Source organism: Rhodococcus sp. SJ-2 (assembly GCF_053750035.1).
In genome coordinates, this window is sequence record NZ_CM132340.1 from 4,091,557 (window position 1) to 4,105,146 (window position 13,590).

At 66.0% G+C, this 13,590-nt stretch carries 14 protein-coding genes; 8 read left to right on the forward strand and 6 right to left on the reverse strand.

Features of this window, described 5'->3' with window-relative positions; genetic code table 11:
• The first annotated feature begins 71 nt into the window (after nt 1-71).
• The 4 genes from ACSYG9_RS19185 to ACSYG9_RS19200 are packed head-to-tail and all read left to right on the forward strand — an operon-like array spanning nt 72 to nt 3,995.
• Nucleotides 72-1,106, forward strand: coding sequence for an ABC transporter substrate-binding protein (locus ACSYG9_RS19185; RefSeq protein ID WP_440124013.1), 1,035 nt, complete (start codon nt 72-74; stop codon nt 1,104-1,106).
• Nucleotides 1,103-2,146, forward strand: a complete 1,044-nt coding sequence (locus ACSYG9_RS19190; protein ID WP_440124014.1) for an iron chelate uptake ABC transporter family permease subunit — start codon at nt 1,103-1,105, stop codon at nt 2,144-2,146. Before ACSYG9_RS19185 ends, ACSYG9_RS19190 begins: the two co-directional genes overlap by 4 nt.
• Entirely contained in the window at nt 2,143-3,195 is a 1,053-nt protein-coding gene (locus ACSYG9_RS19195) for a FecCD family ABC transporter permease (protein ID WP_454839589.1), read from the forward strand. Before ACSYG9_RS19190 ends, ACSYG9_RS19195 begins: the two co-directional genes overlap by 4 nt.
• Complete coding sequence (locus ACSYG9_RS19200) at nt 3,192-3,995, forward strand: ATP-binding cassette domain-containing protein (RefSeq protein ID WP_440124016.1); 804 nt, start codon at nt 3,192-3,194, stop codon at nt 3,993-3,995. The genes ACSYG9_RS19195 and ACSYG9_RS19200 overlap by 4 nt, the downstream gene beginning before the upstream one ends.
• Before the next feature lie 36 nt (nt 3,996-4,031).
• Here the strand turns inward: ACSYG9_RS19200 and ACSYG9_RS19205 are convergent, their stop codons facing one another.
• From ACSYG9_RS19205 to ACSYG9_RS19220, 4 genes are all read right to left on the reverse strand, one after another.
• Nucleotides 4,032-4,280, reverse strand: a complete 249-nt coding sequence (locus ACSYG9_RS19205) for a hypothetical protein (RefSeq protein ID WP_440124017.1) — start codon at nt 4,278-4,280, stop codon at nt 4,032-4,034.
• A 189-nt stretch (nt 4,281-4,469) separates the two neighbouring features.
• Entirely contained in the window at nt 4,470-4,772 is a 303-nt protein-coding gene (locus ACSYG9_RS19210) for a serine hydrolase (protein ID WP_440124018.1), read from the reverse strand.
• On the reverse strand, nt 4,736-5,188 hold the full coding sequence (locus ACSYG9_RS19215; protein WP_440124019.1) for a serine hydrolase: 453 nt from the start codon (nt 5,186-5,188) through the stop codon (nt 4,736-4,738). Before ACSYG9_RS19215 ends, ACSYG9_RS19210 begins: the two co-directional genes overlap by 37 nt.
• 292 nt (nt 5,189-5,480) lie before the next feature.
• Nucleotides 5,481-6,068, reverse strand: coding sequence for a VTT domain-containing protein (locus tag ACSYG9_RS19220; RefSeq protein WP_440127716.1), 588 nt, complete (start codon nt 6,066-6,068; stop codon nt 5,481-5,483).
• A 313-nt stretch (nt 6,069-6,381) separates the two neighbouring features.
• Here ACSYG9_RS19220 and ACSYG9_RS19225 point away from each other — a divergent pair, with 313 nt between their 5' ends.
• From ACSYG9_RS19225 to ACSYG9_RS19235, 3 genes are read left to right on the forward strand one after another with little or no spacing between them, the layout of a single operon-like run.
• Nucleotides 6,382-7,743: a wax ester/triacylglycerol synthase family O-acyltransferase gene (locus tag ACSYG9_RS19225; RefSeq protein ID WP_440127717.1), complete on the forward strand. Its 1,362-nt coding sequence runs from the start codon at nt 6,382-6,384 to the stop codon at nt 7,741-7,743.
• A gap of 29 nt (nt 7,744-7,772) precedes the next feature.
• Nucleotides 7,773-9,788, forward strand: coding sequence for a DUF2232 domain-containing protein (locus tag ACSYG9_RS19230; RefSeq protein WP_440124020.1), 2,016 nt, complete (start codon nt 7,773-7,775; stop codon nt 9,786-9,788).
• Nucleotides 9,788-10,531, forward strand: coding sequence for an energy-coupling factor transporter transmembrane component T family protein (locus tag ACSYG9_RS19235; protein ID WP_454843001.1), 744 nt, complete (start codon nt 9,788-9,790; stop codon nt 10,529-10,531). Before ACSYG9_RS19230 ends, ACSYG9_RS19235 begins: the two co-directional genes overlap by 1 nt.
• A 4-nt stretch (nt 10,532-10,535) precedes the next feature.
• On the opposite strand, the gene ACSYG9_RS19240 is transcribed toward ACSYG9_RS19235, so the two are convergent.
• Nucleotides 10,536-11,168: a maleylpyruvate isomerase family mycothiol-dependent enzyme gene (locus ACSYG9_RS19240; protein WP_454839592.1), complete on the reverse strand. Its 633-nt coding sequence runs from the start codon at nt 11,166-11,168 to the stop codon at nt 10,536-10,538.
• 53 nt (nt 11,169-11,221) lie between these two features.
• On the opposite strand from ACSYG9_RS19240, the gene ACSYG9_RS19245 reads away from it, so the two are divergent.
• The gene (locus ACSYG9_RS19245; RefSeq protein WP_440124022.1) at nt 11,222-12,247 is read left to right on the forward strand and encodes a DNA polymerase IV; all 1,026 of its coding nucleotides are present in this window, start codon (nt 11,222-11,224) and stop codon (nt 12,245-12,247) included.
• Here the strand turns inward: ACSYG9_RS19245 and ACSYG9_RS19250 are convergent.
• Nucleotides 12,241-13,575, reverse strand: a complete 1,335-nt coding sequence (locus ACSYG9_RS19250) for an MFS transporter (RefSeq protein WP_440127719.1) — start codon at nt 13,573-13,575, stop codon at nt 12,241-12,243. The genes ACSYG9_RS19245 and ACSYG9_RS19250 overlap by 7 nt on opposite strands.
• Nucleotides 13,576-13,590: the final 15 nt, after the last annotated feature.

Below are 13,590 nucleotides of genomic sequence, written 5' to 3' on the forward strand. Positions count from 1 at the left end.
TAGGCAAACCTCGCCTAATATCCGATCTGTCCGGATGTGGGCACCCCCTGCACGAAAGCGAGTTCGTCCCCATGCGTTCACAGCGCTTCCTGGCAGTGGCCGCGGCCGCGGTCGCTGTCACACTCGGCTTGTCGGCCTGTAGCTCCGACTCGGAGACCACCGAGAGCAACACCGGCACCGCCTCCGGCGAATACCCGATCACCATCGAGCATGCCCTCGGCACCACCACACTCGAGCAGAAGCCGGAGCGCGTAGCCACCGTGCAGTGGGCCAACCACGAAGTGCCCCTCGCACTCGGTGTCGTGCCCGTCGGTATGGCCGCCGCGAACTTCGGCGACGACGACGGCAACGGCATGCTCCCGTGGGTCGAGGAGAAGCTCGAGGAGCTCGGCGGCGAGACCCCCGTACTGTTCGACGAGACGGACGGCATCGATTTCGAAGCCGTGTCCGATACCGACCCCGACGTCATCCTCGCCGGCTACTCCGGACTGACGCAGGAGGACTACGACACCCTCAGCGAGATCGCTCCTGTCATCGCGTATCCCGAAGCCCCCTGGGCGACTGCATGGCGCGACATGATCGCGATCAACAGCGAGGGTATGGGCATGGCCCAAGAAGGCCAGGAGCTCATCGCGAGTCTCGAGAGCGAGATCGCCGACGAAGCCGCCTCTCACCCGGAACTCGAAGGCAAAGCGGCGATGTTCCTCACCCACGTCGACACCGCCGACCTGAGCCAGGTCAGCTTCTACACCGCCAATGACACGCGTGCCGCGTTCTTCGAAGACCTCGGACTTGCCACCCCGAAGAGCGTCGCCGATGCCTCCACCGGCGACGAGTTCTCGCAGAAGGTCAGCGCCGAGCAGGTCGACGTGTTCGATGACGTCCAGATCATCGTCACCTACGGCGACCAATCACTCGTCGACTCGCTGAAGGCAGACCCACTGCTGTCGCAGATGCCCGCGGTCGCCAACGACTCGATCGTCTTCCTCGACGGATCCGGCCCGCTCGGCACCGCCGCGAACCCGACTCCGCTCGCCATCTCGTGGGTGCTCTCGGACTACGTGGACATGCTCGCCGAAGCAGCAAGCAAGACCAACGCGGAGTGACCTCCGTACAACAAGCCCCGACGCCGAGCGCCGCACTTCCGCGGCGCTCGGCTCTCGGCAACTCCGCGTGGCTCCTCGTTCTGCTCGGGGCACTCGCGCTCCTGGTCGTTGCGTCGGTCACCATCGGGTCGCGTGATGTGGAGTGGGCCGACATCATCGCCGCGCTCGGTGGGTCGACCGACAACATCGGGCAAGGCGCCATCGCGAAGAGAATCCCGCGGACGCTACTCGCACTTCTCGTCGGGGCGGCGTTGGGACTCGCAGGTGCGGTGATGCAGGGCGTGACCCGAAACCCGTTGGCCGACCCCGGCATCCTCGGCGTCAACATGGGAGCGTCGCTCGCGGTGGTCGTAGGCATGGCGTGGTTCGGGCTGTGGACGCAGACCGCCATGCTGTGGGTCGCGATCTTCGGTGCAGGCGTGACCGCGGTGTTCGTCTACATGATCGGTTCGCTCGGCCGCGGCGGAGCGACACCGCTCAAACTCGCACTCGCCGGAGCCGCTACTGCGGCCGCCCTTTCGTCGTTCATCACCGCGATAATCCTTCCGCGCAACGACATCGCGGGGAACGTGCGCTCGTGGCAGATCGGCGGTGTGGGGGGTGCGACGTTCGACGTGATCGGGCAAGCGATGCCATTCTTGATCGCAGGATTCGTGATCTGCCTGCTGTCGGCGCGCAGCCTGAACTCCCTGGCCTTGGGTGACGAGATGGCCGCGGGCCTCGGCGAGCGTGTCGCGCTCGCACGTGGGCTCGCCTCGCTCGGAGCGGTGCTGCTGTGCGGCGCCGCGACCGCGATCGCCGGACCCATCGCCTTTGTCGGTCTCGTCGTGCCGCACCTGTGCCGGCTCCTGATCGGCGTCGACAACCGTTGGCTGTTGCCCTTCTCCGCACTGGTGGGTGCCGCGCTGCTCACGGGCGCCGACGTCGTCGGCCGTATCGTCGCGCGACCCAGCGAGATCGACGTCGGCATCATCACTGCGCTCATCGGCGCACCGTTCTTCGTGTACATCGTCCGCCGGCAGAAACTCCGAGAACTGTGACAGCCACACTCACCACCATCCAGTCGGACGTCGACGAGGTCGCCGCAAGCCGAGTGCGTCGCGGGCGACGTCGACGCATCGTGATCGGAATCCTCGGCGCGCTCGTCCTCTCCGCATTCGCGGCGAGCCTGATGTTCGGGAAGACGTTCTATCCGCCGTCCGACATCGTCCGCGTGATCCTCGGCGAGAACGTCTCCGGCGCGACGTTCACCGTCGGCCGACTCCGCCTGCCGCGCACTGTGCTCGCCGTCGTCGCGGGAGTGTGCTTCGGTCTGGGCGGCATCACCTTTCAGACGATGCTGCGCAATCCGCTCGCGAGTCCCGACATCATCGGGATCAGTGCAGGGGCGAGCGCCGCCGCCGCGTTCGGGATCATCGTGCTCGGTCTCGGCAGCACTCAGGTGTCGATCTTCGCGATCGTCGCGGGGCTCGGTGTGGCGCTGTTGATCTACGCGCTGTCGTATCGAGGCGGTGTCGCGGGGACGCGGCTGATCCTCATCGGAATCGGCATCGCAGCCATGCTCGACAGCGTCACCTCGTATCTGCTGAGCACCGCGGCCGCATGGGATCTGCAGGAGACGATGCGCTGGTTGACCGGGAGCCTCAACGGGGCAACGTGGGGCGCGACCGTGCCCGTGATCGTCGCACTCGCGATTCTCGGTCCGGTGCTGTTGGCGCAGACCCGCAACCTGTCGATGATCCAGCTCGGCGACGATGCCGCGCAGGCACTCGGTGTGCGCGTGGAGCGCACTCGCATAGTGGCGATCGTCGCCGCCGTCGGACTCATCGCGTTCGCCACCGCGGCAGCCGGGCCCATAGCGTTCGTCGCATTCCTCGCCGGCCCGATCGCCGCGCGCATCGTGGGGCAGGGCACGTCGCTGTTCGTCCCGGCGGCGCTCGTCGGTGCGTTGCTGGTCCTCGTCGCCGACTTCGTCGGCCAGTACGCGTTCGGCACCCGCTACCCGGTGGGTGTCGTGACCGGTGCCCTCGGAGCTCCGTATCTCGTCTACCTGATCATTCGTTCCAACCGCGCGGGAGGCTCGCTGTGACCGCATCGCACACTCTGACGGTCGAGAACCTCGAACTCGGCTACGGCAACCGGACGGTCGTCGAGAACCTCGATCTCGACGTACCCTCCGGGATGATCACGTGCATCGTCGGCGCGAATGCGTGCGGCAAGTCGACGCTGTTGCGTTCGATGTCGCGGTTGTTGGCACCGCGCGGCGGACATGTCCTGCTCGACGGCAAGGATGTACACAGGCTCCCCGCGAAGAAACTCGCTCGCACCCTGGGCCTGTTGCCGCAGTCGCCGATCGCTCCGGAGGGGATCGTCGTCGCGGACCTCGTCGGCCGCGGCAGGCACCCGCATCAGCGGGTCCTGTCGAGGTGGAGCCGCGAGGACGACGCCGCCGTCGCCGATGCGCTTGCCGCCACGAACACCACCGAACTTGCCGAACGCGCCGTCGACGAACTGTCCGGTGGCCAGCGTCAACGGGTGTGGATCGCGATGGCCCTCGCGCAGCAGACCGACGTGTTGCTGCTCGACGAACCCACTACCTTCCTCGACGTGAGCCATCAGGTGGAGGTACTGGACCTGCTCACCGACCTCAATCGCGACCGCGGCACGACGATCGTCATGGTGTTGCACGATCTGAACCTCGCTGCTCGGTACGCCGACTACCTCGTCGCGATCGCAGACGGTCGGCTGTATGCGGCGGGTGATCCGTCGGACGTGCTCACCAGCGACACGGTCGCGGCGGTGTTCGGGCTCGACAGTCGCGTGATCGACGATCCTGTCTCCGGGAAACCGCTGGTGCTGCCGGTCGGGCGGCATCACGTGAGTATCTGAAAGTGGGGATCCGAGCCCGGATCCCCACTTCTGGTGTCAGCTGTACGCGTTCTTGATCGCGTCGAGTGCTGTGGTGCAGGGGACGTCGGCTTCGCGCAACGCGTCGACGACGTCTGCCTGATCTGCCAGAAGGCTGCTTGCAGCGACCGCCCAAGTCACTTTGCCGGGCTCGAACTTGCGGGTGGGAACCCACCCTCGCTGCGGAGCCAGCTCGCGCAAGGTGCTCCAGTGGGCGACCTCGGTCGCGTCCGGACGTCCGATGAACAGCAACTGCTGGTGTGCCACGATGAACCCCTTTGTTCTACATGCCTCGTCAGGGGTGTCGTTCCCTGTGTTCTTTTCGTTACATTGCGCTCGGATGAAAAGTGTGCCCGGCCCAGGACTGGGAAAACGTCCTACCCGGGCCGATCCGGCCTCCGAGCGTGCCTGGCCCCGGTGCGTCGGCTCGCGCAACCACGAGCTGTATCGGCACGATCACCGAAGCGCTGCTTTCAACTCCTCGACGACGACGGTGACAGGTTCGGTACCGTCGGCCGTCGGAATGTCGCTGTTGACTGCCACGGCGAGGACCGTCCGGGTCTCGGGGAGATATCCCACATAGGTGTTGTATCCGGGCAGTTCCCCGGTGTGTCCCACCCAGCCTTCCTCGATTCCGAGGCCGAGCCCGTAGGCTCGTTCGGGAGTGGCAGGAGGCAGGTTGTACTGAAACGAATCCAGCCGCAACCGTTGGGTTTCCGGGGTCAGGATGCCTTGCCGGTGCCGAGAGCGCGTCCCCATATCTCGAGGTCGTCGATTGTGGATGTGACGGCGCCGGCCGACCAGCCCCACGATGGGTTCCAGTCGGTGGCATCGGCGGTCTGCCCTTCCGCTTGCCCCTGCTCGGTGATGCCCTGCAGACGAGGGGGCGGGAGCGACGCGTCGGTGGGCAGAGTTGTCTGCGTCATGCCGACGGGGTCGAAGAGGTCCTCGCGGAAGTAGTCCTCTAGGGGTCGGCCACTGACCTGCTCGATCACCAGGCCGAGAGCGATCGTGTTCGAATTCGAGTACTTGAATTGCTCGCCCGGCGCGAAGTTGGGTGGGTCGCCCCGCACAAGGTCGAGTAGCTGATCGGGTGTCCACGGCGCCGTCGGGTCGGCGAACACCTGCTGTTGGAACTCATCGTCGAAGGTGTAGCTGGGGATGCCGCTGGTCATGGACGCGAGCTGATCCAGTGTGGCGACGTCGCCGTTCGGCAGTCCGGAATCGGCGAATGCTCGGTCGAGAACGCTCTGGAGTCCGTCCCCGAACCCGGAGTCGGCGGTCGTGGTGGATTCGTCGGTGGAGGGGGCCGTGCCGTCATTGCTGCCGCACGCCCGCCGTGGCGAGTGCGAGGAACACCGTGGTCAGCGCAACGGGGAGTCGGCGCATGAGGGTGCCTCCGGAGCGAGAGTGGGTGTGCCCTCAGTATCTGCTACCCGATACGAAACCTCGGGGGAACGCCGAATCCTATTCCTCGGTACCCAGTTTCATTCGCGACCGCACGCGCCGCACTACGGCCCAGAGGACAGCGACCGCAACAACGGCGATCACGATGTACTGCAACGTTTCCGCGTAGGGTTCGACCCGGTACCAGTTCTCGCCCAGCTGATACCCGGCGATCACGAAGATGCTGTTCCAGATGAGGCTGCCCGCGGTGGTGAACGCAGTGAACTGCCAGATCGGCATGCGTGTCACACCGGCCGGGATGGAAATGAGGCTGCGGAAGATGGGAACCATCCGGCCGAAGAACACGGCTTTGCGGCCGTGCCTCCGGAACCATTCGGTGGTCCGATCCAGATCGTCGACGTCGACGAGGGGGAGACGGTCCACTGCGCGGCGGATCCGTGCCTCGCCGACCCAGCGTCCGAGGCAATAGAGCCCCAGTGCTCCCACGATCGAGCCGAGTGTGGTCCAGAAGAGAGCACCGAACAGGGTGAAGCTGCCGAGGCTCGCCGCGAAGCCCGCGAGCGGGAGGATCACCTCGCTGGGTAGCGGAGGGAAGAAGTTCTCGAGCGCAATGGCGATGCCCGCGCCGATCCCGCCGAGCCGATCCATGAGATCGAGCGCCCATCCGGCGAGTCCGTCTGTGGGGGCCGTTCCGGCATCTTCGATACTCACCTCACCCAGGGTAAGGCGGAGGTGGGAGTCCCACGGGCCACAGGAGACACAGAAGGCGCGGAGTGCGGTGCAAATGTCCGAATCAGGGCGTTGGACCCTTGGCTGCAGGTCACAGTTTCGCGTAAATCTGGTGACAATTCACATCCAGCGCCGGAGCGCTGATGGATAACTTCACGGTCGGGCTGCAGGGGGCCCGCCAACAGCAGGCTCGCGAAAGCGAGCGGAGGTAAACGTGCAAGTTCGACTGCCGATGTTGCCGACCGACTCGATGTTCCTCCTCGGAGAGTCACGCGAACACCCCATGCACGTGGGTGGACTGATACTTTTCACCCCACCGGACGGTGGCGACGCACCCGATATGCGTGCCGCATTCGACAGGGCACTCGGCGAACCCGACGCCGACCCACTGTGGCGGAAACGTCCCGTGCGATCCTTCGCGACGCTCGGACAGTGGGCGTGGGAGGAAGACGAAGACTTCGATCTGGCCTATCACGTGCGCTACGACGCCCTGCCCACGCCCGGGGGCCACGACGAACTGTGGACTCTGGTGTCGAGACTGCACGGCACCCTCCTCAACCGCGACCGGCCACTGTGGGAGATGCACCTGATCGAAGGCCTCGCGGACGGTCGATTCGCGGTCTACACCAAGATCCACCACGCGCTGGCCGATGGCGTCGGCGCAATGAAACTGCTGCGTCGCGCGATGAGCGCCGACTCCGACCGCATCGACATGCCCGCACCGTGGGCTCCCGTGGACGCCCTGGTGCCCGCTCGATCCGAGGAGACGCTGCAGCCGCCGGCCGACTCGGTGATCGGGGCGGCACGGGCCGTGGCTTCCCAAGCACTCGGCCTCGTGCCTGCCTTGAGCGGGACGGTGGACCGGGCGGTGCGCGGCCGGGGCGGATCCTTGTCTCTCAGAGCTCCCAACACCGTCGTCAATGTCCCGATCAGTGGTGCGCGCCGCTGTGCAGGACGGACGTGGCCTCTGAAAAGATTGCGTGCGGTCGCGACGGCAGCAGGGGCCACCGTCAACGACGTCGTGCTCGCGATGTCCTCCGGTGCATTGCGCTCGTTCCTGCTCGACCAGAACGCCTTGCCCGACAGACCGCTCGTGGCGATGGTTCCGGTGAGCCTGCGACCGGACAAGCAGTGTTCCGGGAATCAGGTAGGCGTGCTCATGTGCAACCTTGCCACCGGCACCGCGGACCCTGTCGAGCGACTCGTGACGATCCGCGAATCCACGACCCAGGGCAAGGACGCGATGAGGGGCATGCCGTCGGTGTCGCGGCTGGCTACCAGCGCGCTCGGTGTTGCACCGCTTGCAGTGGGCATGATCACGGGGAACCGCGCGCTGCTGCGACCACCGTTCAACATCATCATCTCGAATGTTTCAGGCCCTGCCCATCCGCTGTACTGGAACGGTGCGCGCGTCGACGCGGTATATCCGCTGTCGGTACCCGTCGACGGGCAAGCCCTGAACATCACATGTACGAGTACCGACGACGACATCGCGTTCGGTCTGACCTCCTGTAGCCGCACCGTGCCGAAACTCGAACGGCTGCTCGATCTCCTCGGCGCCGAACTCGACTCCCTCGAGCGCGCTTTCGAATAGCTCCCGTCGACGCTGGCAGACTGGGCCCAGTGAACGCGGGGACAAGAACCAGAACCAGAGGACCACTGCAGCCGCCGGAGCTCGCAGCTGCGGCAGTGTTCGGAGCACTCACGGCGGTGTTGTCGGTGGTCGCAGGGTTGATCCCGGTCGGGATCGCGCAGGTTCTGGTGGCGCTACCCGTCGCGTTTCTCGCCATCACGGGCCGCGTTCGCACCGTCTTCGCCGCCACCACCGCAGCGGGTGTCGTAGCACTGATCGCAGGCGGACCGTTCGCGGTCGCGGCGGTGGTGCTGCTCGCGGCGATCGGCACCCTCGTGGGGTTTGCGCAACGCCGCTGGGGACGATCGGCGGTATTCGTCATCTTCGCGTGCTCGGTACCGATGGGTCTGACGGTGGCGGCGGCGGTCGTCGGCCTCCTGGTTGTGTTCGAACAGACCCGCGTCCTGCTGCTCGAGGCACTGGTCAACACCATGCGCGGGATGCTTGCCGCGTTCGAGGCCGCTGGGGCGGATACCGAGCTCAGCCGCATAGTGAACGAGACCATCGATTTCCTCGTGACCTACTGGTGGCTGTGGATCGGCAGTGCTGTCGTCCTCGGCGTGGTCGGGACGGCACTGCTGGCGTTCGGGATGTTCGCGTCCGTCGCACAGCGCAGTACCTGGCCGCGGCAACAGGCGGGATGGCCGCAACGGACAACCGAGCGTGAGCCCGGCCCGCTCCCCGTGAAGCTGAACTCGGTCTCGTACCGCTACCCCGGCACAACCGTCGATGCGTTGAGCAACGTGGACCTGACGATCGCCGAAGGCGAGTTCGTAGCAGTCGTCGGCGCCAACGGCTCCGGGAAATCGACACTCGCTCGCATTCTGGCAGGTCTCGACCCCACCTCGGGTTTCGTCGATCGTCCCGGCCCGGTGGGACTCGGCAGTCCGGGCGGAACAGTGCTGGTCTTCCAACATCCGGAAGCTCAGGTGCTCGGCCGTACGGTCGGTGAGGATCTGCGCTGGGGAACGAGCAGCGACATCGACATCGACTCGCTGCTCGGCCGCGTCGGACTCGAAGGCATGGGAAACCGCGCCACCGAAGACCTCTCCGGCGGGCAACAGCAGCGCCTGGCGTTGGCCGCCGCACTCGCGCGTACTCCGAAACTGCTCATCGCCGACGAGATCACCGCGATGGTGGACTCCGACAGCCGCACCGCACTGGTCGGTCTGCTCGCCGAGATCGCTGCCGGTGGCACCACAGTCGTGCTCATCACCCACCTGGACGACGAAACTGCACGCGCCGACCGCGTCGTACATCTGGATCGGGGGCATACAGTCGCGCCGCCGGCGCCCGAACAGCGGCGCGAGGCGATCATGGCCGCACCGCCGGTGCAGTGGCTCCCGGTGCTCGAACTTCGCGAGGTCACCCACACGTATGCGGCGCGCACCCCATGGGCACACACCGCGTTGCACAATGTGTCGCTGACCGTCGGCCGCGGGGAGGGGGTGCTGGTGGTCGGAGCCAACGGGTCCGGCAAGACCACCCTCGCGTGGACCATCGCGGGTCTGCTGCGACCCACGAGTGGCACCTGCACCGTGCATGACACTCCCACCGCACGGGTGCGCGGCGAGGTCGGCCTCGTGTTCCAACAGGCGCGGCTACAGCTGCAGCGCCCCACGGTTGCTCGCGAAATATCCGAAGTCGCGGGCCTCCACCGCACCGACCACCAGTATGTCGCCGCGGTCCTGAAGCGGGTGGGGTTGAGCGCCGGTCTCGCAGTTCGCCCGATCGATCAGCTCAGCGGTGGTGAGATGCGACGAGTCGCGATCGCCGCCCAACTGTCGCGTGCTCCGCGTGTGCTCGTGCTCGACGAGCCCCTTGCCGGTCTCGATGCCGCGGGACGCCGCGAACTGATTTCGATCCTCGTGCATCTGAGAACCGTCGAACACGTCACGATCATCGTCATCTCCCACGACCTGCACGGCATGGAAGAGGTGTGCTCGCGCACCGTGGTCCTCGAGGACGGCACCGTCCTCGACGACGGAACGAAGGCGGCCGCGTGATGAAGAAGCAGCGTCAGCGCCGTCCCCTCATCCTGCTGCGGCCGGTTCCGCGTGAGACACCCCTGCACCGCGTGTGGGCGGGCACGAAAGTGACTGCGGCCGCGGTGCTGTCGGTGGTGGTGAGTTTCCAGCCGTCGTGGGCGGGGCTCGGCGTCATCGTCGGTGTGCTCCTCGCGGGTCTGCTCGTCGCGCGCATTCCGCGCGGTGTGGTGCCGACCATCCCGTGGTGGGTGTTCGCTTGCCTGGTCTTCTTCGGCGTCATCAATGCGGTGGGTGGTGGTATCGACGCGTACATCCGCGGGACGCTGCTCGGTGTCGCGCTGTTGGTTCTTGCGTCGCTGGTGGGGTGGACGACGCGGTTGTCCGACCTCGTCGATGCCCTTCCCGTGCTGCTGGCACCACTGAGGATGTTTCGTGTCCCCGTCGACGAATGGGTGACCACGTGCGCATTGGCGCTGCGCGTACTGCCGACGATCCGCGGGGAACTGCGCATGCTGTTCGCGGCGCGAAGGCTTCGTGGCCGAGCGGGGATCCCGTCACCGCGCGGGTCGTGGAATGAGGTCATCGATGCGGTCGGTGCGGTGGCGTCGGTGTCGATGCGGCAGGTGCGAGACCTCGGGGACGCTCTGTCGGTGCGCGGACCGCGCCCTGTTGCGCGGACCTGGCCCCGACTCGGGACGGGTGATCTGGTGGTGGCGCTCGTCGTGGTCGCCGCGTGTATTGCAGTGCGGATTCTGGGGTGATCTGTTATGGACAGCGCGCGCGGAGTATGTCGGCACCGGGCCCGGTGAGGTCGTCGCAGTAGGTGCTGCGACCGGCGAGTGCCATCGTCAACGACAGTGTCGGTCCGCTGACTTCGAGCCCTGAACCCGCGGTGAAATCGCTGTCTGTAGCGGTGAGACGCAGTCCCTCGGCCGCGGTTCTGCTGTTCACCGCGAAGTCTTTTCGCGCATAGAAGCGTGCAACTTCTGTGGTTACCGCGATTGCCGGTGTGCGGGAGATGCCGAGCGGGCGACGAATGTCCTGTGCATGCACCACCACCTCACCCAGCCATGCCGCGGTCGGGCCGAGCGGAGCCGTGGTACTGGTGAGCACGCGTCGAAAGTTCGCGAGCGTGTCATCGGGTGTGGTGCCGAGGTGCTCTGCGAGTCGTCGTGCGTTGTGGAGGTCGGTATCGAAGCGGGCGCCCAGGACACTTCCGAACCACCGCACAGGTCCCACACTTGCGACCGCGGTGAGATGCGCGACGACCTGCTCGACCGTCCACTGTCCGCACAGCGACCGACATGCCCACTGGGCAGAATCGAGTTCCGCAAGGTCTTCCGCAAGCACCGTCCGTTCGGCGTGCACAAGACTCCAGAGTTGATCGTGGTCGGTCACGGTGGTGACAATATCGGGTTCGGGCCTCCGACTCCGACGGTAGCGTGTGCGATGTGCATTGGGTGCTGCACGTCGACCTCGACGAGTTCCTTGCCGCCGTCGAAGTTCTCCGTCACCCCGACCTTGCCGGAAAACCGGTGGTGGTCGGGGGTCGCGGCGACCCCACCGAACGTGGCGTGGTGTCGACCGCGTCGTACGCGGCCCGCAGGTTCGGGGTGCGGTCGGGAATGCCGCTGCGTGTCGCGGTCCGCAAGATACCCGACGCGGTGTTCCTGCCTGTCGACGCAGATGCCTACAACGAAATGTCGCAACGGGTGATGGATGCTCTGCGCGAGCTGGGCATCACAGTCGAGGTCCTGGGGTGGGACGAAGCATTCCTCGGAGTGGAGAGCGACGATCCCGAAACGTTCGCGACGGTGGTGCGACGGTCGGTGCTCGACGCGACCGGTCTGCACTGCTCGGTGGGGATCGGCGACAACAAGCTGCGCGCGAAGATCGCCACCGGATTCGGTAAACCTCGGGGCCAATTCACCTTGACCCGCGTCAATTGGTTCGCGGTGATGGGAGATCTGGGCACGAGCGCGTTGTGGGGGATCGGTTCGAAGACCGCGAAGAAGTTGGATGCCTTAGGAATTCACACTGTTCGCGAATTGGCAACCGCTTCTGTCGACGAGATGGCGTCGCGATTCGGTCCGAAGACCGGGCCGTGGCTCGTGGGGCTCGGTAGGGGAGTGGGCAGCGCAGAGGTGTCGGGCGAACCGTGGATTGCGCGATCACACAGTCGGGAAACGACGTTCCAACACAACCTCACGGACTGGGACGAGGTTGCCGAGCATGTACGCCGATTGAGCGAGCGGGTTGCCGAGGACATCGCCGCAGAACAGCGACCGGGGATCCGGGTCGAGGTGAAGGTGCGGTACGCGCCGTTCACCACCCACACCACCAGCCGCGCGCTGCCCGAATCGACAGTAGATCCTTCGGCGATCGCGGCGGCAGCAGTATCGCTGCTCGACCGGTTCGATCACGAACGGCAGGTGCGGCTGGTGGGGGTGCGGGTGGAGATGGGCAACTCTCAGTAGAGTTCGTCGAGCTTCCCGAGGTCCACGCCTTTCGTCTCGCGACTGGTGGCCACCGCGAGGACGGTGATCCCCATCGTGATCATGAGGTAGATGATTACGGCTGTGGCACTGAAGCGGTCGACAAGCCACACCGCGATGAACGGCGCGGGGGCGCCGGCGATGATCGACGACCCCTGGAACACGAGCGATGAGCCTGCGAAGCGGTATTTCGTGGGGAAAAGCTCGGTGATCCACGCGGCTTCGGGACCCGCCAACATGCCGTGGAGCAGCGCACCGACGCACACACCCACACCCAACGCCAGCATGCTCTCGGTGTGCACGAGCGAGAAGAAGATCGGTGCCCAGACGACCAGCGAAATAGCGGGGACGAGCATAGCGACCTTGCGTCCGACGCGGTCCGACCACCGGCCGCCGCCGATCATCCCGACGAATTGGCAGACCGACGCGAACGCGACGGTGGTGACGATCGCGCCGCGCGTGTAATCGAAGTAGGTGGTCGCGTAGGCGATGACGAAGATCGTGTAGACGTAGAACGCGATGTTCTCACCGAGCCGCATCCCGAGCCCGTGCAGGATGGGACGGGGCTTGCGCAGCGCCTCGATGATGCTGGAGCGCTCCTGGGAAGTGTCGGCACCGGTCTGGCTCTTCTCCTGCGCCGCTTGGTAGACGGGGGACTCCTCGACACCGCGACGGATCAGGAATCCGATTACGAGCAGGGGCACGGCCAGCAGGAACGCGACCCGCCAGCCCCATGTGTCGAACGCACCGCCGGGGAAGGCCACCGCGAGGATGCCCACTGTGACGGTCGCCAGGACGGTACCGGCCGGCGCGCCGGCCTGGGGCCAAGCGGCCCAGAATCCTCGCCGCTTTGGCTCACCGTATTCGCTGACGAGGATGACTGCAGCGCCGAACTCGCCGCCCAGTGCGAATCCTTGGATCATGCGCAGGACTACGAGCGCAACGGTCGCCCAGATACCGATCTGACCGTAGGTCGGAAGCAGGCCGATCGCGGCTGTTGCCGCCCCGAGCATCAGGAAGGTCGCTACGAGAACAGGTTTGCGCCCGAATTTGTCGCCGAGGTGACCGAAGACGATGCCGCCGAGCGGGCGGGCCACGAATCCGAGACCTTGTGTCGCGAGAGCCATCAGGAGGGAGGCGACGGCGTTACCGCTGGGGAAGAACAGGGGTCCGAGAACGGTCGCGGCGAGGATGCCGTAGATCGCGAAGTCGTACCATTCGAGTACTGCACCGGCCATGCTGCCGGCCAGGACCCGTTTGAACGGGGTGCCGGTGGTCGGTGCGCTTGCGTCCGGTGGAACGGACGGCATGTTCGCATTCTCGAC